Source organism: Pseudomonas sp. FSL R10-0399 (assembly GCF_009600165.1).
GTDB lineage: Bacteria > Pseudomonadota > Gammaproteobacteria > Pseudomonadales > Pseudomonadaceae > Aquipseudomonas > Aquipseudomonas helleri.
On the sequence record NZ_WIWK01000102.1, the window covers coordinates 1 to 22,481 of the forward strand.

The following is a 22,481-nucleotide window of genomic DNA, read 5'->3' on the forward strand; positions in this document are numbered from 1 at the left end:
CCATGGTCGCGCTGGCCCAGGCGCTGCGCAACAACGCTGACGCCATGGCAACCATGATCACCGAGGAAATGGGCAAGCCGATCACCCAGGCCCGTGGCGAAATCGAGAAATGCGCCAAGCTCTGCGAGTGGTACGCCGAACACGGTCCGGCCATGCTGGCCGCCGAGCCGACCCAGGTCGAAGGCGGCAAGGCACGCATCGAATACCGTCCGCTGGGCCCGATTCTGGCGGTGATGCCGTGGAACTTCCCGGTCTGGCAAGTGCTGCGCGGCGCGGTACCCGCGTTGCTGGCGGGCAACACCTACGTGCTCAAGCACGCACCGAATGTGATGGGCAGCGCCTACCTGATTCGCGACGCCTTTGTGCGCGCCGGTTTTGCCGAGGGCGTGTTTGAAGTGGTCAACGTTACCCCGGACGGTGTGTCGCGCGCCATTGCCGACCCACGCATCAGCGCCGTGACCCTCACCGGCAGCGTTCGCGCCGGTACCGCCATTGGCGCACAGGCTGGCGCTGCCCTGAAGAAATGCGTGCTGGAACTGGGCGGCTCCGACCCGTTCATCGTGCTCAATGACGCCGACCTCGACGCCGCCGTGCAGGCTGCCGTGGTCGGTCGTTACCAGAACTCGGGGCAAGTCTGTGCCGCCGCCAAGCGCCTGATTATTGAAAAAGGCGTGGTTGAGGCATTCACTGAAAAATTCGTCGAGGCCACCCGCAAACTGGTGGTGGGCAACCCGCTGTCCAACGACACCTACATCGGCCCGATGGCGCGCTATGACCTGCGTGATGAACTGGACCAACAAGTGCGCGACACCCTGGAAGAAGGCGCGACCCTGTTGCTCGGCGGCGGCAAAGCCGAAGGGGCTGGCAACTTCTATGAGCCGACGATTCTGGCCAACGTGACCGACCAAATGACCTCGTTCAAACAGGAACTGTTCGGCCCGGTGGCGTCGATCATTACCGCACAAGACTGTGCGCATGCCGTGGCGCTGGCCAACGACAGCGACTTCGGCCTGACAGCAACCATTTACACCGCCAATGTCGAACTGGCCCAGCAACTGACCGGCGAACTGGAAACTGGCGGCGTGTTCATCAACGGCTACTCGGCCAGCGACCCCCGCGTGGCTTTCGGTGGCGTGAAAAAGAGCGGTTTCGGCCGTGAACTGTCGCACTTCGGCGTGCGGGAATTTTGCAACGTGCAAACCGTGTGGCTGGACCGCCACTGAGTGGACGCACGCCACTGAAAAAGGGGCAACAGGGGCCAGCTCAGGATCATCGTTTCCGTGCTAGCCCTGTCAATGACGCTTCTAGTCCAGTAACGCACGCTGAAGACCGCAAAGTCGCAGCAAGAGGTCATGCTCTTTGACAGACACCTCTATACGCGCGATATCTGCCGCTATTTCATACCCCTCACTGGCAGGGCTGTCGTATTGCTGATCCAGTGCATTAATCAGCTCATCGCTATAAGCTTGCAGCGCCTCGAACTCTTGAGGGTATTGCGCTTTCAGATAAGTGAGCCAGTGGTCCTGGGTCGTCAGATGCTCTAGTAACTCACTGCTTTTTTCAGCCAGAATGACCTTCTCATAAGCCTCTTCTATGGCTGCAGGCGTGACTTCGGGCGCACTAGCTCTATACAACATGTCGGCAGCCTGCTTGGGCAAGTCCAGCCTGTTGGCCAGGGCAGTGCGATAAGCCAAACGTACCTCTACGACTTCAATAGTTCCTGAGGCATTGGCCGTCGCCTGAGCAATGCTTTCCACTTTACCGAGACGAAACATCCGTTTATAAAACGTAAACAGCTCTTGACCACTTTTACTCGCGGCCCCCGTACCAAACTCATTGAACTCATACACTTTTAATTCAATGTCGTTAAATACAAGCATCCTTCCATCGGAGCAGGTACCGCGCGAGCGGGCCAGGCTGAAAAGCTCATCACGCAACGTCTCATCTTTGTAAGCTGCCTCCAGTACCTCCCATACTCGCTGGTTCAACTCAGCCCTGACGAGGGCAAAATCCTTACTCCCTTGAAGTAACTCAAGCAGGCGAAAAAAATACTGGGAGCCGGGGGCTGCTCTAAGCACGTCCCACATTTCGTGTTTTGTTGAATCAGCAGACACGTCCTGGAACCACGGTGTTTTTTCATCTCCCAAGGCCTGCGCACCCGGTAACTCATCAGTTATTTCTTCATCGGTCTCTACATCGCTCTGCCCATCAGAATCTTCATCCGAACCGGCTTCAGAACTGTCGACCTGCAAGTCTTCCAATGAATACCCCAAGTCATTGCCTGTGAAATCACGGTAGTCGTACAACGACCTTAGTTCACTGTTGGGTAGATAATTATTGGACAGGTCAGTCCCGGCCATCAGCAGGTCGTGATGACCTTGCAGAGCGCGAAAGGGAATGGCCTCGATCTGATTGGTATCGAGTTTTAAAACACGCAATTGCGCAAGATCCAGTACGCCCTCAGGCCATTCACTCAATCGATTGCCACTGAGTATCAGTGTCTGCAAGTTATCCATGCCCTGGACGTCGACTTCGGTCAGCGCGTTTCGACTTAGATCCAGCGATTTCAACCCACGCAGGGGTTCTAGATCAACTGAAATCAAATGGTTGCCAGCGGCTTCCAGGCTGTTCAAATGCTGGAGCGCCCCAATGGACTCAGGCAGTCTGGTCAAGCTTGCATTGTTCAGTTGCAAGGTTCGTAACTGGCTAAACGATCGGATACATGTTTGCACTCCCGACTCCGTTAAACCCGAACCACTCAAGTTCAAAGCGGTAATGTCATAAAGCGCGCCTGGAAACTGAGGAATGTCGCCGATGCATAAACCTGAGAAGTCGAGCGCCTGCTGTTCGACGCCTGAACGGGCCACGCTATATCGCCAGGCCTGGAGAATGCGATCCGAGGCAGTCTTGCGGTCTGCCGAGTTAACCCAACGCCTGCCCCCTTCTATTCGGTAATTGCGGCTCGCGATCCAGTCATTGAGGCGACTCGTGAGTGCGCCGAGTTCCTGTTCCCACGCCTCAAGCCTGACTTCAATGGAGACTTCACCTGTTTGAATTTGCTCCAGGCGTGCTTGCGCCTGCGCGGGCGTCAGATCGGGGGTCAGTCGCTGCAAGCGAGTCAGAGGGGTATCATCGGGGGCGGTCGTGAACGGCTCAGGCAGCAGCAAGTCCGGGTTGTCTACGACCTGAATCGGGAAGGGTTCAGGCTCGCCGTCCGTCACGCCCTCGGCCAGCCTGTCCAGGCCGATGCCTCCTACCCGGTTACGTTTATGTTTGAGCGCATAACTCAATAAGTCATCACAGCTTTTACGGGTTAACCGGCACCCTTGCACCAGCGTTTTGCTTAACACGGTTGGATGATTTACGACCTCAGGTGGAATCTCGGTTAACGCGCTGAAACTTAAATTCAGGAACCTTAACGAACGACACCGTTCAATGCCTGCCGGCCAGTGCTTTATTGAAGTGCTATTCAAGTTGAGTTCTTGCAGCTCATCGAGTGAACTGACATCCAGCTCGTCTACCCAGTTACCACTCAGGTCCAATTGCTTAAGCCCGAGCATTGAATTAAGGCTCTCCTGCATCTGCGGCGTGACCCTCAACTCATTGAACCCGAGGTTTAAACTGCGTAACTGCTGCATGTCTGCCAACGCGGATGGAAAATCCAGTAATTGGCTTCGCGAAAGATCCACTGCTTGTACATTTTTGAAGGCGCCCAGGAACGTGTTCAACTCGTCTACAGGCACGTTAAGCGCAGGTATTCTCAAGCGCGTGACATGGGTAAAAGAATGGGCTTCAAGCTTTGGCAAGTCGCCATATGCGTCCCCTTCCAGGTCGAGCATGCCGCCCTCCTCCGGTAGTTTCCAGGCAACGCCCAGATCATCGCCTTCCAGACCCAGCCGTCCGGCCAACCCGCTGCGCCAGCAACCTGTAATCCGATCGCAAACCGTTTGCCGAAAGTGAGTGTAAGCGCCTGAAGATACCTGGCTTTTCCAGTGGTTCAGACGCGCAATCAGAGTTCGGTACTCTTCAGAAACTTCACCGACCCGTCTGATCAACACCCCGGCAGGCAACTTGTACAAGGCGCGCTGAATCACAGACTCCGTCAGCGCAGGCACCCGGGTCCCAATGGCTATGGTTCTTAGCCCTTCGCTCACATAACTGGAGACCAGATCGGACACTTCAGCGGCATAGGCAGGGATAGAGGACAGGAAATCATAGGCCCTCACGATAGTGTCCAGACTCATGCCCGACCAGTTCAGACGCAGCGTTGAAAACGGATGCAGGCTGCTCTCAAAAAACGTGTCTGGCAGCGTCACAATCGAGGTATTACGCAGGTCCAGCAACTCAAGGTGTTCGAGCCCGAAAAGCCCTGTTGGCCATTGACTCACGTTGCCGGACAGGCTCAACCCTCGAAGCCCGGACAACTGCGTGACATCCAGCGCATTGATGTCGCCGCTTAGGGATAACTGCTCGAGCTGTGAGAGTCTCGACAGCGCATCAATAAGCGGTGCGCTTGAGTCTGCTCCGACATTCAACATCAGCGAAAGCTCATTAATCCCGTCCAATGCAGGCAGAGCCTGTGCAATCGGCCCGATCTGTTCTTTGCCTACGAACAACTCCAGACGTCGTGCATTAGGAAAACGCTGGAGAAATACGGCGCCCGGCTCACTGACTAACAAGCTGGCGTCCATACTCAAGGCCCTGACATGCGAGAAGTCAGCTTCCCATGCCGGTAATTGGCTGACGCTTCCCAAATCGAGGGCAATATTGGCGTCATGGTTATAGGGCAGCCCTGTGCGCCAGCACTCAATGACTCTGCTTACAATCCCAGAGCGTCCGCTCCTCTCAGCACTCCAGGCTTGCAGGACGCTACGCAACCCCTGCAGTTCATTTAGCTGCTGTTCTAACTGATCAAATATCTGTTGATCCGTAACACCTTGGCTCAACCGCGCTTCAATGTAGCCAAGCGCTTGTTCATCACTCATGTCTGGATAAACATCGCGCAGCCTCACGACTTGCAGGTCTCTGACGCCAAGACCTTCTCCAGTGCCAGACAACGCATAACCGATCTGGTTATTGATCCGCCCAAGTGCAGGCTCCGCCCCCGGAATGCGCTGACGCAATATTTGCGCCACTTCTGAACGATTCGATAATGCATGCTGCGCCAATGCTCCCCGCAAGTCATCAGCCTGACTGATGTCTAAATAGCCCATGGCTTCACGGGTCGGTTCGGGCAACACCTGCAAAATTGCTTCATAAAGGTTCAGATCAGCGCTCAAGGGCACACCTGCCGCTTGCACTACAGAAAAGTGATCACCGGACTTGATCAGGGTTTTACGGACGGGGTCCTGATCAAGGCCAATGCTATCGAGCAAGCGTCCATTGCTGCTATTGGCCCTGATTTGCAGTTGTACGTCATTTGACCATCCCGGCAAATGTTCCAGACCACGCAGAGCCAAGCGCTCGCTGTCCAGAGAAAACAAGCTCTGCTTACACAGTCCTGCCATTGCACGATTCATTCGCCCTTGCTGGACGTAGACGCGTGCACTGTCGTCGATGCGTTTGGGGAATGATCCGTTACGCATATCCGCCAACTCACTGCTGCTGGCGTTCTCCAGAACTTCTTTCACTGCTCTTTCTGACAACGAGGGAAATCTGTTACGCAAGACCTCAACTTCGGTTGAAGAGGACGCACTCTTGACCGCACTTAGCAGGCGTTTAAGCAGGCGTTGTCTATGTTGGCTCAGGCCATCGGCAAGCTTCTGATTGAAGCGCCGGGCTTGCGATACAGGGCCCTCTGTACGACCCAGCAGCTGTGCTGCCTGCTCATCGCTTAATAAGGAGAGAATCCGTTCAGCTAACGTTCCCTGGGCAATGTCAGCACGGGTGATTCTGATAATCGGCCGGGGGTCGCGCTCAACCAGCACCTTCCCATAACGCGTTGAAGGACCCCACATCTGGTCGCCATCAAACACTTCAAGCTCTTGCCCTCGGGGCCAACCTGGTGTTTCAACCAGCACACGCAAAACCTCGTCCTGATAGTGGGTAAAGCCTTTACTACTGGCGATCTGCTCAATCAACGCATCCAGTTCGCGATCAACCCTGAACAGCTCAAACGTGTCGAGTAACACCGAAGGCGTGGGCAAACCCTCGATATGAACTTGACGCAGTGCCGCATCAGACACCCCGCTTATGTCCCCCATCTGGCCGAGGGTGGCATCGTCAAACAGACGGGTCTCATGCCCAAGGCGACGCAGCAAGGTGGCTCGATTCCACTCCAGCGGCTGTTCATGAGCATGGCGCCATGCCCCCGCGTTATTGTGCTCAAGCGTGGGCTCGAATACGTTCTGGGCATCGGGATGTTTGAGCTTCCACTTATTGGCTGATGGATCAAATGTTTGCTCATAGACGTGTTCACCCACTCGAACATACGTCTTGCCATTGACGTGATACTGCCCCAGAACATTGGGCTCACTGTTGTCCAGCACCTGCTCGGGGACCTGAAAAGCATGAACCTCTGGCTTACACAGACGAATCTCCCCCGTGGGCAGCAAGGCCTGTCTCACCTCTTTAAGAATTCGGGGAATAGTGCCCGCCGGTATCTTGCTAAAGGCATACCCGGCACCGCCCATCACGCCGATGAATGCCACATTCATAGCCACTGATTCCAGGTGCGACCATGCACCCTCCATGTCACCCACACTCCAGCTTTCAAAGCCGTCGTAAACCTCTTTGGCCAACTGCAGCGCCATGACCACCATCATCGCTTCTCCCAGCCCGGGAACAAAAAAGGCAGCGACGTTAAGCACATTCATTCCCACCGACGCCCAGTACTCCAGGGTCTCGACGGTCTGCTCCCAATCCACCACAGCAGTGGGTATGGCGATCGCAAGCGCATCCTCTTTTATCCTTTCTATTTGCCTGAAATAGAGCGTGTTGAAGATATCGCCAGAGATCGGTTGCAACGTTTGCTGGCTCACTCTCAAGTTGACGCTCGATGCGGCAAAATAAACAGGCTCCTCCTGGGTGCCAGGTGTGGGGTGTTTCTCGATCAACTGATGGTTCAGGCGCGTCAGAAAGTCCTTCTGTTTGCCTTGCGGTACCAGGCTTGCAAAAAACTGCTGGTAATTGGCGGAGCCTAAGTTCGCGACCAAGTCCTGAGTGAATTCACCCAGTGAGGAATACTCCTTGAGAGGGCTGATAGGGGCTCCCGGGATATACACCATGACAGGATCAGGGCCGGGCTCATCAAACCGGACTGCCGGCAAAGTAATGCCTGTGTGCTCCTCCACCCAGCCTCTAATGGGGTACGAGCGAGCAGACTCGATGATCACTACATGGCCAATGTTGAAGCCCAACAGCTCCAGCCCACTGAAGACCAGCGGCCCCATCCTCGGGTTTGGGGCACCGTCGAGCAATCCTCGGACCATCTGGTAACCCGCCCCTTTGACATCGCCTACCATCAGGCCGGTATGAAGCCGCACAGCCATTTGCTCTTTCAGGGCAATGATCATCTGATGTCGCAATCCGGCGCGTGTTGCCGGATCATCAAAAACACTGTTCAAGTGCTCCTGATACTGCTTGCCCAAATCAAGCTGGCGGCATAACTGCGAGAAAGCCTGAGGTGCTACGGCGTGCTGCTCTTTAAAACGATAACGGTTGCCCTCTATCGAATCAGGCCGGGTGTGTTCTCGCCTGATCAATCCTGGCCCCTCTTCACGCGAAAAGCCTGATGACCAGTCGGCAGTCAAGCCAGCTTTTTCGGTCACCAACGCACCCGCCGGGGCGATCACACTGGATGCTCCCCCGACCACCACCGAGAAGTCTTCTTTACCCGAAAAGTTGAGCAAGGCCGCCTGCAGCAGGCTTTGCTCGTGTACCGGTTGATCACGACGCAGGTAATAGAGGCTGTTTTTATTGACATCGATAGCCGACGAATCGAGCCCCTTCATGGCCTCCACCAGCAGTGGCTCCGCAAACTCGGCGATGCCTTTAAACCCCTGGAGTTTAATGGCCAGCATGGCATGCGCCTTACGGCTTCGCGCCTGGCTCCCCAACAATGCCTCACGCAGCCAGGGTGCGGCATGGGTGAACCACTCGGGCAACTGGTCTTCGTTTACATGCCCTGCAAACAAGCCGGCTCTCAAGCGTTGAATATGTGAAGGGTGGCTGTGTTTGATCCAACTGGGCATTTTGTCCTTGATAAATGCGCCATGGGGTCCTGCAACCTGCACCACGGGTGTTCCCATCATTGAGTCTCTCCTGATAACTCATTCAATAAGTCATCAGAAAACCTCACCTGCACCCTGCTCAGGTAGTAACTATATACCGCACGGGCCAGTGCTTGATCACGTTACTGGCCCATTCCCATCGGCGGATTTTATTAGCGGCTGATCCCATTGGCCTTAAAGAGCCATTCAAACGCCTGCTCCAAGGTCGGTGCGGGCGTTTCCAACGGGTTCGCGCTGATCTGTTCGGCGGTGCGCTGAAACAGGTCTTTTACCCCCGGCAGCACGGCCACCGGCATATCGGCGGCGCGCAATTGGCGCTCAGCCTCTTCAACCTCTTTGAGACGACGTGGCGCATGCAGGACGTGCGTGCGGATCAAGGCGCCGAGAAAATCGCGCAGGCTGGCTTGATCAATGTCGCTCAAGGCGTCGTGCAGCTTGTCTGTCACGCCCTGTTTTTCTGCGGCCATAAAGCACTCGATGGTCAGCGCCTCCAGCCCTTTGGTAAACACGCTGCGCAAAATTTTGAGCGCAGCCGCATCGCCAGCAGCGCCACCTTCGACCGCCTTGAGCGGTGCGCCGATGGCCGCGTACAGGCGCTGCGCAGGTTCAATACCAGGACCTGCGCCCAGCAAGTTGGTCTTCTCATGGGTCAGCGCGATGGCGCCGAGGATTGCCACGTCGACGTACACGATGCCCGATTGCGCCGCTTGCTCGGCAGCGATTCTGATCTGCGCCGGGTCAGCGGTCGTCATGTCGATGTACAGCGCGCCCTTGTGCATGTGGGCCAGCGCCTGCTCGGCCACCACCAGCGACACTGTGCCGAATACGCACGACACGACAACGTCGCAGTCTGCAGCGATAGCGCCAACTGAGGTGGCGATATCCAGGCCCCGCTCGGCGGCAAATGCCTGGGCAGTAGCTGAGGGTTTCAGGTCGCACAAGATGATGTCATGCCCTGCCGCTGCCCATGGCCGCGCATAAGTGAGGCCGACTTCGCCCGCTCCGACAATTGCGATTTTCATTGTTAGGGTTTCCGATTATTTGGCCCCGTAGGCGCCCTTGTAAGTTCCGGACGCAATTTGCGCCATCATCTCTGCTTCTTTTTGTTCGGTCCCCAGGCACCGTTGCAACAGTTCTTCTGCCTGCTCGGCCGGGAACGCCACGATGCCATCGTGATCACCGACAACGATGTCGCCCGGCGAGACGATCATGCCGCCAATGCTGACCGGTACGTTGATCTCCCCCGGCCCGTTTTTATACGGGCCGCGATGGTAGGCGGCCCGGGCAAACACCGGGAAGCTGCCCTTGCCAATCGTCGCCAGATCACGAATGGCGCCGTCTACCACAATGCCTGCGGCGCCGCGCTTTTGCGCGATGGCGGTCATGATGTCGCCCATCAAGGCCCGGCTGATATCCCCTCCGCCATCCACCACCAGCACTTGTCCGGGGCTCAGGATTTCCAGCGCCTGATGGATCGCACGATTGTCACCGCACGGGACTTTCACGGTCAGGGCGGTGCCGACCATGGTGCCTTCAATGCAATGGAATGGCGTGAGTGGCGCGCCAGGCAGGCGGTCCAGGCAATCACTGATAATGGACGTCGAGGTGCGGGCATAAGCGGCCAGCAGCGCATGCAAGTCTGACGTTGAGGCGATAGCGTTCATGGGTGTTCCTCAGGTGGCGTATGGCTTTGAGGATAAAGACCCTGAAAAATAGAAAAAGCGATATTATCGTATGCCCAAACATGCCTAACAGGAATGTTAATGATCAACCTCCGGCAACTCCTTGCGCTGCACTGGATCGAACGCCTCGGCACTTTCGAGCGTGCGGCCGAGCACCTCAATACCACGCAGTCAGCCATCTCCAAGCGCATACAGGAACTGGAGGCCTCCACGGGGCTGCAACTGTTCGACCGCTCGCAACGCGGTGCACGGCTCACGGCCATCGGCGAAGAAATGCTGGTGATCGCCCGGGAAATGCTCACCCTTGCAGAACGCATCACCTCACTCAAGGACGGCACCCACGTGGTGACCCGACGGCTCAGGCTGGGCGTGACCGAGCTGACGGCGCTGACATGGCTGCCCCGGCTGATTGCCAAACTGGTAGAGGATTTTCCGGGGCTAACGGTTGAGGCTGAAGTCGATATGAGCCGCAACCTCCATGAAAAGCTCGTGGATGATCTGGTGGACATGATTATCATCCCCGACACCTTCACAGCACCCGAGATCACCGCGGTGCCGCTGGGCATTGTTGAAAACGCCTGGATGGCTGCGCCCGGCGTGGTCGAGCATTCGGGGGTGGTCGGGCTGGCCGAACTGGCCAAATACCCGCTGCTGGTACAAGGCAAAAAGTCGGGGTCGGGTTTGTTTGTCAACAAGTGGCTGGGGACCATGGGTATCGAGCTGCCCAAGATGCTGTCCTCGGACAGCCTGACGGCCATGCTCGGGCTGACCGCCGCCGGGTTGGGTGTCACGTACCTGCCGCTGGAGTGCTTTCGCCCGCTGGTGGATGAGGGCAAATTGACGATCATACACACCGACCCGCCCTTGCCGCCTGTGCCCTACATGGCGATGTACCGAAATGATCGGCCCTCGGCGTTCGTGAGCGAAGTGGCGATTCGGGCCGTCGAGCAGTGTGATTTTTCGCGGCAACTGCAAAGCTGAGAAGGCGCAGATGACTGTCGTCAACGCACCTTCCCGGCGTGAACCGAAGGCTGTTAATGGGCAGCCCGGTTACGCACTCGCCAGCGACTCGTCATGGTTGGCCGGCTCGTTGATCGACAGTACAAAAACCAGCGCTGCCAATGAACACACGCCCAGGAAGATGAACACCGCCGTCCAGCTGTAGCTATCCAGGAGCAAGCCGGTGATCAGCGGCGCCATCGCCCCGCCGGCCTGGCCGGCGCTGTTGACCACAGAGGCCGCCACCGGGTAAGTGGTGCGCGTGGTCAGGCCCATGGAGTACACCGAAAATGACGAATAGCCGATGTTCAACAGAAAGCCCGTGCCAAACAACAGCAGGCTGACCGAGAGCAGGTCATTGGGCGCATAGACCAAGGCAACCATCATCAGACACGTGGCCACAGCGCTGATCATCATCGTCGGCTTTCTGCGACGGTCCAGCACGGTGTCAGACAACCAGCCCCCTACGATATTGCCCAGCACGCCGCCAGCAAAAGGCAAGGCCGCCACGAAGCCGATCTGCATCAGTTCAAAATGCTTCACTTCCCCCAGGTACTTGGGCAGCCAGGCGAGCAGCACGTTGACCACGCCGGTCATCAACAAATAGCCCAGGCCGCAGCCCCATATGTTCCAGGACGCAAACACAGAGCGTGAACTGGCCAGTCGCGGGGTTTGTTTGTAACGCAGCAGCGTGTCCAGCGCACCGAAGCTTTTGTGAGTGCGCACACTGTCGGTTTTGCTGGTCTGCTGGTCTTCGATGTAGGTGGCTTCTGCGTCGTTGACCCGGCGACCCGCACGTGGATCGTTGGGCACCAGCCACCACCAGATCAGCGCCAGCACGACGCCGGGGATGGCGAAGGCAAAGAACATCGTCCGCCAGCCATCGAGCATGATCAGCGCTGCGCCAATGGGCGGGGCGATCACTGCGCCCATCTTCGCCGCCGACAGAAAAGCCCCTGTGGCGAGACCTTTTTCACGCGCCGGGAACCAGCGATTGATCGTACTCAGCATCGACAACGGCAGGGCCGCTTCGGCAATGCCCAGCGCTGAGCGATAGATTTTCAGCAGCCCGAAATTATGCGCGGTGCCAATCAGCAGGGTGACGATTGAGGTCAAGCCAATGGAGATCGGCGCCACAACACGCACACCCACTTTGCTGAGCAAAAAGCCTGCTGGAATTTGCCCCAGGGAATAAAACAGAAAGAACGCGCTGACCAGCAATCCCGCCTGGGCATTGGTCGCCCCGAACTCTTTCTGGATGTAGGGCAAGGCGATACCGATGTTGGCCCGATCGGCAGCGGCCAGCATGTAAACAACGACAATGACTGACAGAACAACCCAGCGATACTTTGACCTCGCCTGAGCGGCAACGTCGGTGGCGGCGATTGCGGTCATGAACATTCCTTTTTTTTATGCTTATTGGAGCCGCCATGTTCTGCATTCGGCGATGTCGATAAAAGCGATAAATAAGAAACCTTATTCATTCCTTTTTCGCATCATTAAGCGTCGTTATTCAGGGGTGGAACGGCAGGTGTTCGCGCAAAAAAAAAGCACGACACTTGACCGGGTGTTCTCTTAACTCCCCTTTGCCACGTGCAGTGCAAAGGGAAACAGGAGACTTCAACACCTTGGGCTCAAGCGCGTGCCGAACGCTCAGCGGAGCGAATCAAACAATCGTTATGTGTTTACGCCTGCTCAGTGGGCAGCAACTCGGAAATCTCGATCAGGTTCAGATCAGGGTCGCGAAGATAAACAGAGCGGATAGGGCCGGTTGCCCCCGTACGCTGCACGGGACCGAGCAGAATCGGCCAGTTCTCGGCTTCCAGGTGGGCGATGACCTCATCCAGGGTGACGGTGGCGATGAAACAAAGGTCGAGCGCCCCCGAGACGGGCAAATGAGCTTTGGGTTCGAACTCAAACCCGCGCACGTGAACGTTGATCTTCTGCTGGCCAAAATGGAACGCCATCCGCCCTCCCGGCGAAGGCACAAATTGCATGCCGAGCACACGCATGTAGAAGTCTTTGCACGCCTGCACATCAACGGTGGTCAGAACTAAGTGATCAAGGTGTTTAATCATGGGGCGCCCTCCAGAGTTTCGAGCACAACCTGCTTATTCAAGGTTGATAGCGGTTCTAACATTAAATGCCCGTTCTCAGCGTCACATAAGGTCGGGCATTTAACGCGTGTGGGTTAAACGACGTTTCTTGGCTCGCCACGTACAAACGCTTCAATGTTGTCGACCAATTGATCGGCCAAACCTTGTACGGCCTCATCACTCGCCCACGCAACATGGGGGGTGAGAATAAAGTTGGGGCGATCCACCAGCGTCATGAACGGATGATCCGGCGCAGGCGGCTCGGTCATCACCACATCAAAACCCGCGCCAGAGATCTGCCCTGCTTCCAGGGCCGGGCCGACAGCACTTTCGTCCACCAACCCACCGCGTGCGGTATTGATCAGTAAAGGCTTGCGGCGCATCAGTGCAAACTCTGCGGCGCCAATCATGTTGCGTGTCTCTGGCAGCAGCGGGCAGTGCAGGGTCAGGATGTCGGCTTGAGCCAACGTCTGCTCAAACGGCACATACAACGAGCCAAGCCCGGAGTGCCCTTTGTACCCGGCGAAAATCACCCGCATGCCGAGCCCGCGCGCCATATTGGCGACCGCCTGCCCCAGTACCCCATCACCGATGATGCCGAGGGTAGAACCGGCAAGGTCCTTGATCGGGTAATCGAAGAAGCAGAACTGTTGCGCCTCTTGCCAGCGCCCTGCCCTCACCGCGTCACGGTACGCACAAATGCTCCGGCGCAGGGCAAAGATCAGGGCAAAGGTATGCTCTGGCACCGTGTTGACGGCGTAGTTGCGAATATTGCTGACCACGATGCCGCGCGCCTTGCACGCCGCAATATCGACGTTATCGGTGCCCGTTGCAGCAATGGCCACCAGGCGAAGGTTTTTCGCCGCAGCGATTGCTTCCCCGCTGAGCTTTACCTTGTTGAGCACAACGATGTCGGCATCGGCGATCCGCTCAGCCACTTGCTCGGGAGCGGTGCGCCCCCAAGACTGGATCTCATGCGCAAAGGATGGCGTCCGCAGCACGGTCTGCGGCGACAGCGTGTCCCGGTCAAGAATGACGATCTTCATGCGGTGTAACCCAGGCGCGCCAACTGGGCATCAATCCAGGTGATATCCAGGCGGTCTTCTTCGATTTCTTTAACCGTCACTTTCTCTGCTGCGCACTTGCCCAGCGCGGCATCGAGGATCTGCTCGGCGGCTTCAAACGGCACGCACAGCAAGCCGTCAGCATCACCGAGTATCAGGTCACCCGGGTTGATCACCATGCCGCTGATGGCGATTGGCACGTTGATTTCGCCAGGCCCGTCCTTGTACGGGCCACGGTGGGTGATCCCGGCGGCATACACCGGAAAGTCACCGGCCTGGATCGCATCGATGTCGCGAATCGCCCCATTGAGCACGATGCCGCCAAGACCGCGCTTGATAGCCGTTGCCACCATCAACTCGCCCATCAGTGCGTTCGTCAGGTCGCCGCCGCCGTCGACCACAATCACGTCACCGGGTTGTGCCAGATGCAAAGCCTTGTGGATCATCAGGTTGTCACCCGGACGGGCTTTGACCGTGAAGGCAGGCCCCGCCAACACACCGCCTTTGTGATACGGACGCAACTGAGTACCGCCAGCAGTCATTCGCCCCATGCAGTCACTGACGTTGGCGACCGGGACTGCGCGAAAACTGTCGACCAGTGCGGCGCTGACTTGGCGTGTACGAGGGAGGATTCGAAGTCCGATCATTGTTGTTTTCCATCTTGACGGGGTGAGCGGTCGGCAATGCGCCAGCCGGGGTACAGGTGTGAATGCCAGCCGCCTTCAAGCCAGGGGCGCGGCTGGCATCACCTGCGGGTTGACGTCACTTTAGGAGAAGGCTTCGCCTGTAAAAAGCGAATTAAAGAAGGCAAAAATGTTCGAAAAAAGTGATGAATCAGAGGCTCGTCAGACCACTAAAAGGGCATTTCGCAGCGGTCTAAACCGCCTCCACCAATGCCCGCAGGTGCCGCCCTGCGCCCCCTGTGCACAGGCAGCTATGGTAGATTGCCGCGTAAACCAATGGCTCTCACTTGGGATCTTTGTCATTACGGAGGATATATGTCCGACACGCTTTCTCAGCTTGAATCCGACCTTAACGGCCCCTTGGTCGCGTCTGCCCACCTGGTGGTAGAAGGCCAAGTCCCGGCGTCGGAGTTTGAGTTCGGCATGATCCTGACGTGGAATGCATTTTCAAGGTGGGCCACCTCCTGCATGAGTGCGGCCGGAGCACCTGACCTGGGCATGGTCGACATCATGGTGCTCAACCACATTTGCCACCGTGGCAAACAGAAGAAGCTTGCCGACATCTGCTTTACCTTGAATTTCGCAGACACCCACATCGTCTCTTACTCCCTGCGCAAACTGTCGGGGAGCTTGCTGATCAGTTCCAAAAAGATTGGCAAGGAAGTGTTCTACAGCCCGACCAAAAAGGGCCTGGCGCTGGTAGAGCGGTATGTGACGGTACGCACCAAATGCCTGGTGCCGAGCATCGATCAAAACCTGGTCGAAAAACTCAGTTCAACGGCCCGGACGTTGAGAGAAATGTCTGGCACGTATGACCAGGCAGCAAGGGCAGCCTCTTCACTGGTTTGACCCCCTCAAGCTTTACGCAAGCACTCGACGCGATGTTACCTTTTGTAGCGACTTTGCTCCCTTAGGTAGCATTGCCAAAATAGCGTCGCGAGCTGAAAAATCCTTTCCCCGTCGAATTCTCGGCAAAAAATCGCAAAAAACAAAATCTAACTTTCAGCTTAACTTTCAATTAGTTATATCCATTAAAAAGCACTTTAAAGACTAAACGAAGACAAAACACATTCGAATCGTAAACGTTGGCGTGCTCCATGCAACGCCTCCCGCACGGCATCTGTCGTTCGGTGAGCACCTGCATTTGGAATAGCCATGATTCTTTTTGAACCCACATTAGCAACGCCAAAGGCCGTTGATACCGCTGTGCGAATTTCGCTCGCAGGTACCAACGGCCTGCTTCTGGATGTGTCCTGCGGCCCTTATGACAAGGCGCTGCAGCAACGGCTTTGGGCGTTGAACAACACCCTGCGTGATCCGCAAAGTTTTCCAGGGTTAGTCGAAACCGTGCCAGGGGTTAACAACCTGCTGGTCATCTACGATCCCCGCAAGATCCCCCCAGATGAAGCGGCGCAGGTGTTGTCCGACCTGTGGATCAGCTCAAGCCCCACGCCCATCAATGGCAAGCACTTCGTCATCGACATGATCTACGGCGGCGAACGCGGGATGGACCTGGACTACGTCGCCGAACAAACGGGCCTCACCCCACGTGACGTCATAGCCCTGCACAGCTCGGTCACTTACACCGTGGCTGCGCTCGGATCGATGCCGGGCTTTCCGTATCTCGTGGGGTTGCCCCCGGCGCTTGAAGTCCCCCGGCGCCAAATCCCGCGCACCTTGATCCCAAAAGGCAGCGTGGTGATCGCCGGTGAGCAGGCGTCTGTCTTCCCGTGCCCAGGCCCGTGCGGCTGGCACGTCATCGGCCACGCCGACTTTGATGGCTTTGACAGCCAGGCAATGCCGCCTGCGCTGTTGAGCCCCGGTGACACCCTGGTATTTCGTCCAAAGGCGCAATTGAAATGATGGAAATCCTCTCTAACGGTCCTCTCAACATCATTGTCGATCGCGGCCGTATCGGCTTTTTGGCCAGCGGTGTCAGCCGCAGCGGTGCCATTGACAGCCTGAGCTACGAGCTCGGCAACGCGATGCTGGGCAATTCACGCGAGGCGGCCAGCATTGAGATCAACAACTTCCCGTTCAAGGTGCGCATGAGCGACGCGTGCTGTGTTGCCATTACCGGCGCGCTAAGCACTAGCCGAATCGGGCAAAAACAACACGCGCCGTGGTCACGGTTAAAGGTCAATGCGGGTGAAACACTGATCATCGAAGCGCCTCAAGAAGGCCGCTGCGCTTACCTGGCAATCGAGGGCGGCATTGAGGTGCAACGGGTGCTCAACTCTTGCGCCACCGACCTTAAAGCCGCGTTCGGAGGCCACGAAGGTAAAGCCCTTTCGAAAGGCGACAGGCTTTGCAACTCGCCCCGCAACAGCACTGCATCAGCCGCCCCATCGAGCCTCTTCGACCCGGCACTGCAAGCGTACTGGCGGGCGCTGAGTGAAGCGGGAACCACGGTTCGCGTCTTGCCCTCGGCCGAATGGCAAGAGTTCCCGGACGAGAGCAAAGAGCGTTTCTTCAACACCCATTACACCGTCGGGCGCAGTTCCAACAGGCAAGGCTACAGGCTGTCTGGCGCCGTGATGAAGCGCACCGTCAACCGTGAGTTGCTCTCCCACGGAATCGTCCCCGGAACGGTGCAAATACCCACCAGCGGCGAGCCGATCATTCAACTGGTCGACGCCAATACCTGCGGTGGCTACCCCAAGCTGGTGAACGTGATTGAAGCCGACCTCTGGAAACTGGGCCAACTGATGCCGGGGCGCACCCTTCGGTTCGAGCTTACCGACATCGACGCCGCCCTCAGCGCAGGCGCCCAGCGGCACTCTTTGTTTGAAACGACCGCGACGCAATGGCGGTAAGTTTTTTGTAGTTGATCTGAAAAAAGTGGAAGAGGAAAAATGCACAGCAAAGATCTTGAACGATTGATTGATAGCTTCGAGCGCTCGACTCTCCTTGAGTTGAAGTACACCCAAGGGAACACCAAAGTCCACCTCGGTCGCCGACAACAAACGCCTGTCAGTACCACCGAAACACCTCTCAAACCCGCAGCCACTGTGGTTGTGCCAGCACCCGCCGCACCACTGGATGAGCACCTGATTGCCGCCCCGATGGCGGGCATCGTGTACCTGCGACCCTCCCCGACAAAGCCTGACTTCACCAGCGTCGGCAGCCAGGTCAGTGAAGGCGACACTCTCGCGGTGATTGAAGCGATGAAATTATTCAACCCGCTGGAGGCCGAGTTTGCCTGCGAGATCGTCGAGATCCTGGTGGCGGATGGTGAAGACGTTGAGCGCGACACCCCCATTTATCGAGCCAGGAAGGTTAACCATGTTTGACAAGGTATTGATCGCAAACCGGGGTGAAGTTGCGTTGCGTATCTGGCGTGCCTGTAAATCACTGGGCCTGCAAACCGTGGCGGTGTATTCAAAAGCTGACCGCGACTTGCGCCATGTAAAGCTGGCTGACACCTCTATTTGCATCGGCCCGGCTTCGGCCTCCAAAAGCTATCTGTTGCAGCAAAAAATACTGCTGGCAGCAAAACTCACGGGGGCTCAGGCCATTCATCCGGGGTATGGCTTTCTGTCCGAGAACGCCGGGTTCGTCAAAGCGGTTGAGGACGCAGGCCTGACATTCATAGGCCCGTCATCCGAGGCCATTGCGTGCATGGGCGATAAGGTGCGCGCCAAACAGGCGATGATTGCAGCCGGTATTCCGTGTGTGCCGGGGTCAGATGGCGCGGTGCCTGATAGCGATGCAGAGATCCTCGAGTGCGGCAGAAAAGTCGGCTACCCGCTGATCATCAAAGCGGCCGGTGGCGGGGGCGGCCGTGGTATGCGAGTGGTCAATGCGCAATCGGAGCTACTGCGCTCGGTCAGCCTGACCCGCGAAGAGGCCAACGCTGCCTTTGGCAACCCGGTGGTCTACATGGAGCGATTCCTTCAGACACCGCGTCACGTCGAGATTCAGGTGCTGGCCGACCAGCATGGCAATGCGCTGTGGCTGGGTGAGCGAGACTGCTCAACGCAACGCCGACACCAAAAATTGATTGAAGAATCCCCTGCGCCGGGCGTCGGCCGGGATTTGATTCAGGAGATTGGCCAGTTGTGCGTGAAAGCGTGCCTGGCGATTGGCTATGTCGGTGCCGGGACCTTCGAGTTTCTCTACGAAAACGGCGAGTTCTTTTTCATTGAAATGAACACCCGTGTTCAAGTCGAGCATCCGGTCACCGAGATGGTCACCGGCGTCGACATCGTCGCCGAGCAAATTCGAGTGGCCATGGGCCTGCCACTGTCGATCAGCCAGGATCAGATTGTATTTTCAGGCCACGCCATCGAGTGCCGTATCAACGCAGAAGACCCATGGTCTTTTGCACCGTCAGCCGGCACGGTAAGTGACTGGTTGCCGCCAGGTGGTCCGGGCATTCGGGTCGAGTCACACCTTAAACCCGGGTTCAAAATCACCAGCCACTACGACTCCCTTATCGCCAAGGTTATTGCCCATGGCTCAACGCGAGAGCAAGCCATCGAGCGAATGAAAGTAGCGCTCAGTGAATTGGTGATCGCCGGTGTTGATTCAAATATCCCCTTGCAACTGGAGATATTGGGCACACAGCAGTTTGCTCAAGGCGGGGCGAACATTCATTACCTGGAGCATTATCTAGACCAGCGAGAAGGGAGCCAGCAGTCATGACCATTGATGAAATTGAATTATTGATCCAGCGACTGCAAGGATCGAGCATCCGCTCATTAACCGTTGAAGATGAACGTTATTCTTTAAGCCTTGAGTTTGGCAGCGCAACGACAACCGTGAGCGTTGCAGAACCCGCGCTGGCAGCGCCTGCCAAGACTCTAGAACAGGGCACAGTGATTGAATCACCCGAGATGGGTGTTTTTTATCATCAGCATCCCTTTACCGGGGCCACGGCTGACCTCTGCGGACAACAGGTGACACCTGACATGATCATTGGTTATGTCGTCGTTGAAACAACCATCGTACCGGTATACCCCAGCACCAGCGGAACATTGAAAAGTTATTCAGTCAGTAATGCTCACGTTGTGGGCTACGGAGATATCGTCGCAATACTTATATAACGCCCAGCCTGACGTTTAACCTGACAAGCAACATCACCACCGGTTTAGTGGCGCGACTTCTCACGCTCTAAATTTCTCTATAGATGAGAAAAAGCGATGATATTCCATCCCAATAAATCGCTATAGCCATGATAAACGGTGGTGTATGTTGCAAGTGGCTTACAGCAAACAAATACAATAACAATTACTAGCTACTACGGGTTAATGCTTCGGCACCTGCTCTTTCCCTACTGTCTAGTGGTTACATCTCAAAAGTTCTCGGATTCCTCCGGCGAGATAAACACCTATGATAAAAGATACTGCAGTTCTGCATTATTCATTCGATGAAACTTCATCCGAACCTCAATCCCCCTGGAAAGCCTCTATTGTTGCAGGCATGGGTTCAGCCGTTGAGTACTATGACTTTGCGATATATGGCTTATTGGCCAGCACGTTGGCGAAAGTATTCTTTCCTGCCATGAATTCATTTGAGGCCCTTCTTTCTGCACTTGCCGTTTTCGCCAGTGCTTTCATCATGCGCCCATTGGGGGGCATCTTTTTCGGTCGCCTGGGTGACCGTCGGGGCCGTTCGTACACATTGGTTGCGACGGTCATCGGCATCGGTATTGTCAGCGGCATCGTCGGGATACTACCGACCTACGATCAAGCGGGAGTGCTTGCCCCTGTGATGCTGGTGGCCTGCAGAATGGCGCAGGGGTTTTTCGCGGGAGGCGAAGCCAGCGGTGCCGCCACGTACATATCCGAGTGTGCTCCCGCCAACAAACGCGGGTTCTTCGGTGCCTTCAACCCGGCGGGTGTTGCCATTGGTATTGCCACCGCCGCGGGCATGGCGGGCGCGGTCAGTTTCATGATCACCCCGCAAGAAATGGTGGCGTGGGGCTGGCGTATTCCATTTTTGATCTGCATTCCCTTTATCGGCCTCACCTTATGGGCACGGATGAAGCTGGAGGATTCCCCCAAATTCAAAAGCCTGGTGGAATCAAATGAAGTGGTTAAAGCCCCGGTTCGCGAAGTGTTCACGCTCCATAGAAAATCGCTGTATCTGGCGGTATCCATTGCCTTTGCGCAGAACTGCACCGCCTACTTGGGCATTGTTTATTTAAACCTGCATATGACCCGAACCCTGGGCTATGAAACAGGCAAAGTCTTTTGGCTGATGGCCGCCAGTACATTGGCAGCGGCCTTGGCAATGCCCCTGTTCGGTCAAATATCTGACCGGGTGGGTCGTAAAACATTAATGATCATTGGTTATGCCAGCTATATCGTTGTTATCCCCATTTCAATGTACTTGATGTCACTGGGCAGTTTCCCACTGGCCAGCTTCGCCGCCCTGCTCGCCTTTTTGCCGTTTGCCATTGTTCAGGCCCAGGGTTACACCGTTTACGGCGAGTTATTTCCAACCCGTGTGCGTTACACCGGCATGGCCATGAGTTTTAACGTGGGCGCTATTTTTGGCGGCGCCAGCACGCCGTTTATCTGCACTTGGCTGGTCGAAAATACCGGCAACTCAATGTCACCGGCCATTTGGACAAGCTTGGCCGCCATGATTTCCATTATTGCCCTGAGCAAGATGAAAGATGTCACCGGACAAGAACTCACCAACTAACTAAAGGAGTATCACCGTGCTTAAGTCTGTCGATATTAACTGCGATATGGGTGAGGGCTTTGGTCCTTACACCATTGGTCAGGATGACGAAATGCTGGATGTTGTTACCACGTCCAACCTTGCCTGCGGTTTTCATGCGGGCGACTTCAAGATCATGGCCGATATTTGCGCAAAAGCTAAGCAAAAAGGCGTCGCGGTTGGCGCTCATCCGGGTTACCCCGATCTGTGGGCCTTTGGTCGTCGGCATCAGGAATTCTCCCAGGACGAACTCCGCCAACTGTTGGCCTATCAAATTGGCGCCGCATGGGCGATGGCCAGGTCGGTCGGCCACCGGTTGACCCATGTAAAAGCCCATGGTGCCTTGGGGCATTTGGTTGCGGACAATGAAATGGCAGCTCAGGCGTTAATTGAGACGATCCAGAAAGTCGACGACACGCTCATTTTGTCGACCATGGCCGGCGTCACCCTCGAACGCCTAGCAGAAAGTGCCGGGGTGGCGTACGTCACCGAGATCTATGCCGACCGCGCTTACCTTGACTCCGGCCGCCTTGTGCCAAGAACGCAGCCAGGTGCGGTGATCCATGACGCCGACCAGGCGGCAGCACGGGTGATGCAGATGATCGAAGAAAGCGCAATTATCACCCAGTCGGGCAAGCGTATTCCGGTGTCCATCGACACCATCTGCGTTCATGGTGATACCGACGGCGCGCTGCAGATGGCGAAAAAAGTGCGGGCCTCCCTTGAGCAAGCAGGCATCGCGGTGAAGCCCTATTGCCAACCTGAGTAATTAACCGCCCCAAGCAAAACGCCCAACTTCGTGTTGGGCGTTTTTTTTAACGCGACGGCCAAAGCATCGTTATCTACACAACTCTAAAGCGACGTGGCTTTGTGGCAGCTCTGCGATCGGCTGCGTGGTTTAGGGGGGCCTCTTAGATCAAAAGCCAGATCAAGATCAACAGATCGCGAGCAAGCTCGATCCTACAAGGTATTTAGAATCCTGAATTCAACACATAAGTGCAACGCTCACCCCTGTATGCACTTCGTACGGCGTCTTCCAGCCCAAGCGCTTGCG

General features: G+C 56.4%; 17 protein-coding genes. 10 read left to right on the forward strand and 7 right to left on the reverse strand.

Translation table 11 applies throughout. The annotated features are described in order from the left end of the window. Nucleotides 1-1,223, forward strand: a 1,223-nt coding sequence (locus GHO41_RS22955) for an aldehyde dehydrogenase family protein (RefSeq protein ID WP_153434749.1), incomplete at its 5' end; no start/stop codon positions are given. 81 nt (nucleotides 1,224-1,304) lie between these two features. Here GHO41_RS22955 and GHO41_RS22960 read toward each other — a convergent pair. The 3 genes from GHO41_RS22960 to GHO41_RS22970 all read right to left on the reverse strand — a co-directional run bounded on the left by GHO41_RS22960 (nucleotide 1,305) and on the right by GHO41_RS22970 (nucleotide 9,895). After that, on the reverse strand, nucleotides 1,305-8,252 hold the full coding sequence (locus tag GHO41_RS22960) for an NEL-type E3 ubiquitin ligase domain-containing protein (RefSeq protein WP_153434750.1): 6,948 nt from the start codon (nucleotides 8,250-8,252) through the stop codon (nucleotides 1,305-1,307). Between the two features lie 131 nt (nucleotides 8,253-8,383). Then, on the reverse strand, nucleotides 8,384-9,253 hold the full coding sequence (locus GHO41_RS22965; RefSeq protein ID WP_153434751.1) for an NAD(P)-dependent oxidoreductase: 870 nt from the start codon (nucleotides 9,251-9,253) through the stop codon (nucleotides 8,384-8,386). Between the two features lie 15 nt (nucleotides 9,254-9,268). Continuing rightward, the gene (locus GHO41_RS22970) at nucleotides 9,269-9,895 is read right to left on the reverse strand and encodes an RraA family protein (RefSeq protein WP_153389929.1); all 627 of its coding nucleotides are present in this window, start codon (nucleotides 9,893-9,895) and stop codon (nucleotides 9,269-9,271) included. Nucleotides 9,896-9,994: 99 nt separating this feature from the next. Between GHO41_RS22970 and GHO41_RS22975 the strand changes: the two genes are divergently transcribed. Beyond that, on the forward strand, nucleotides 9,995-10,894 hold the full coding sequence (locus GHO41_RS22975) for a LysR family transcriptional regulator (protein ID WP_153332582.1): 900 nt from the start codon (nucleotides 9,995-9,997) through the stop codon (nucleotides 10,892-10,894). Nucleotides 10,895-10,963: 69 nt separating this feature from the next. Here GHO41_RS22975 and GHO41_RS22980 read toward each other — a convergent pair whose 3' ends face one another. The 4 genes from GHO41_RS22980 to GHO41_RS22995 form a co-directional block, all read right to left on the reverse strand. Beyond that, nucleotides 10,964-12,307, reverse strand: coding sequence for an MFS transporter (locus tag GHO41_RS22980; RefSeq protein WP_218580277.1), 1,344 nt, complete (start codon nucleotides 12,305-12,307; stop codon nucleotides 10,964-10,966). 290 nt (nucleotides 12,308-12,597) lie between these two features. Then, nucleotides 12,598-12,990, reverse strand: a complete 393-nt coding sequence (locus GHO41_RS22985) for a VOC family protein (protein WP_048370493.1) — start codon at nucleotides 12,988-12,990, stop codon at nucleotides 12,598-12,600. Between the two features lie 113 nt (nucleotides 12,991-13,103). Beyond that, a complete protein-coding gene (locus GHO41_RS22990; protein WP_153434752.1) occupies nucleotides 13,104-14,054 on the reverse strand; it encodes a D-2-hydroxyacid dehydrogenase in 951 nt (316 codons plus the stop codon). Next, nucleotides 14,051-14,719, reverse strand: a complete 669-nt coding sequence (locus tag GHO41_RS22995; RefSeq protein ID WP_153434753.1) for an RraA family protein — start codon at nucleotides 14,717-14,719, stop codon at nucleotides 14,051-14,053. Before GHO41_RS22995 ends, GHO41_RS22990 begins: the two co-directional genes overlap by 4 nt. 351 nt (nucleotides 14,720-15,070) lie before the next feature. Here GHO41_RS22995 and GHO41_RS23000 point away from each other — a divergent pair, with 351 nt between their 5' ends. From GHO41_RS23000 to GHO41_RS23035, 8 genes are all read left to right on the forward strand, one after another. Further along, nucleotides 15,071-15,604, forward strand: coding sequence for a winged helix DNA-binding protein (locus tag GHO41_RS23000; RefSeq protein ID WP_048370499.1), 534 nt, complete (start codon nucleotides 15,071-15,073; stop codon nucleotides 15,602-15,604). A 306-nt stretch (nucleotides 15,605-15,910) separates the two neighbouring features. Beyond that, entirely contained in the window at nucleotides 15,911-16,618 is a 708-nt protein-coding gene (gene pxpB, locus GHO41_RS23005; RefSeq protein ID WP_153434754.1) for a 5-oxoprolinase subunit PxpB, read from the forward strand. Further along, nucleotides 16,615-17,571 carry a biotin-dependent carboxyltransferase family protein gene (locus GHO41_RS23010; RefSeq protein ID WP_153434755.1) on the forward strand — a complete coding sequence of 319 codons (957 nt, stop codon included), beginning with the start codon at nucleotides 16,615-16,617 and terminating at the stop codon, nucleotides 17,569-17,571. The genes pxpB and GHO41_RS23010 overlap by 4 nt, the downstream gene beginning before the upstream one ends. A 39-nt stretch (nucleotides 17,572-17,610) precedes the next feature. After that, entirely contained in the window at nucleotides 17,611-18,048 is a 438-nt protein-coding gene (locus tag GHO41_RS23015; RefSeq protein ID WP_153434756.1) for a biotin/lipoyl-containing protein, read from the forward strand. Beyond that, complete coding sequence (accC, locus tag GHO41_RS23020) at nucleotides 18,041-19,402, forward strand: acetyl-CoA carboxylase biotin carboxylase subunit (RefSeq protein WP_153434757.1); 1,362 nt, start codon at nucleotides 18,041-18,043, stop codon at nucleotides 19,400-19,402. The genes GHO41_RS23015 and accC overlap by 8 nt, the downstream gene beginning before the upstream one ends. Then, nucleotides 19,399-19,803 (forward strand): hypothetical protein, encoded by a 405-nt coding sequence (locus GHO41_RS23025; RefSeq protein WP_153434758.1) that lies wholly within the window; start codon nucleotides 19,399-19,401, stop codon nucleotides 19,801-19,803. Before accC ends, GHO41_RS23025 begins: the two co-directional genes overlap by 4 nt. Nucleotides 19,804-20,089: 286 nt before the next feature. Continuing rightward, complete coding sequence (locus GHO41_RS23030) at nucleotides 20,090-21,409, forward strand: MFS transporter (RefSeq protein ID WP_153434759.1); 1,320 nt, start codon at nucleotides 20,090-20,092, stop codon at nucleotides 21,407-21,409. 16 nt (nucleotides 21,410-21,425) lie between these two features. Beyond that, nucleotides 21,426-22,196, forward strand: coding sequence for a LamB/YcsF family protein (locus GHO41_RS23035; protein WP_088500396.1), 771 nt, complete (start codon nucleotides 21,426-21,428; stop codon nucleotides 22,194-22,196). The last annotated feature ends 285 nt before the right edge of the window (nucleotides 22,197-22,481 follow it).

Excerpts from the sequence above, each read along its gene's own strand:
- GHO41_RS22960 (WP_153434750.1), bottom strand. The coding sequence starts at position 8,252 with ATGATGGGAACACCCGTGGTGCAGGTTGCAGGACCCCATGGCGCATTT.
- GHO41_RS22965 (WP_153434751.1), bottom strand. The coding sequence starts at position 9,253 with ATGAAAATCGCAATTGTCGGAGCGGGCGAAGTCGGCCTCACTTATGCG.
- GHO41_RS22970 (WP_153389929.1), bottom strand. The coding sequence starts at position 9,895 with ATGAACGCTATCGCCTCAACGTCAGACTTGCATGCGCTGCTGGCCGCT.
- GHO41_RS22975 (WP_153332582.1), top strand. The coding sequence starts at position 9,995 with ATGATCAACCTCCGGCAACTCCTTGCGCTGCACTGGATCGAACGCCTC.
- GHO41_RS22980 (WP_218580277.1), bottom strand. The coding sequence starts at position 12,307 with ATGACCGCAATCGCCGCCACCGACGTTGCCGCTCAGGCGAGGTCAAAG.
- GHO41_RS22985 (WP_048370493.1), bottom strand. The coding sequence starts at position 12,990 with ATGATTAAACACCTTGATCACTTAGTTCTGACCACCGTTGATGTGCAG.
- GHO41_RS22990 (WP_153434752.1), bottom strand. The coding sequence starts at position 14,054 with ATGAAGATCGTCATTCTTGACCGGGACACGCTGTCGCCGCAGACCGTG.
- GHO41_RS22995 (WP_153434753.1), bottom strand. The coding sequence starts at position 14,719 with ATGATCGGACTTCGAATCCTCCCTCGTACACGCCAAGTCAGCGCCGCA.
- GHO41_RS23000 (WP_048370499.1), top strand. The coding sequence starts at position 15,071 with ATGTCCGACACGCTTTCTCAGCTTGAATCCGACCTTAACGGCCCCTTG.
- pxpB (WP_153434754.1), top strand. The coding sequence starts at position 15,911 with ATGATTCTTTTTGAACCCACATTAGCAACGCCAAAGGCCGTTGATACC.
- GHO41_RS23010 (WP_153434755.1), top strand. The coding sequence starts at position 16,615 with ATGATGGAAATCCTCTCTAACGGTCCTCTCAACATCATTGTCGATCGC.
- GHO41_RS23015 (WP_153434756.1), top strand. The coding sequence starts at position 17,611 with ATGCACAGCAAAGATCTTGAACGATTGATTGATAGCTTCGAGCGCTCG.
- accC (WP_153434757.1), top strand. The coding sequence starts at position 18,041 with ATGTTTGACAAGGTATTGATCGCAAACCGGGGTGAAGTTGCGTTGCGT.
- GHO41_RS23025 (WP_153434758.1), top strand. The coding sequence starts at position 19,399 with ATGACCATTGATGAAATTGAATTATTGATCCAGCGACTGCAAGGATCG.
- GHO41_RS23030 (WP_153434759.1), top strand. The coding sequence starts at position 20,090 with ATGATAAAAGATACTGCAGTTCTGCATTATTCATTCGATGAAACTTCA.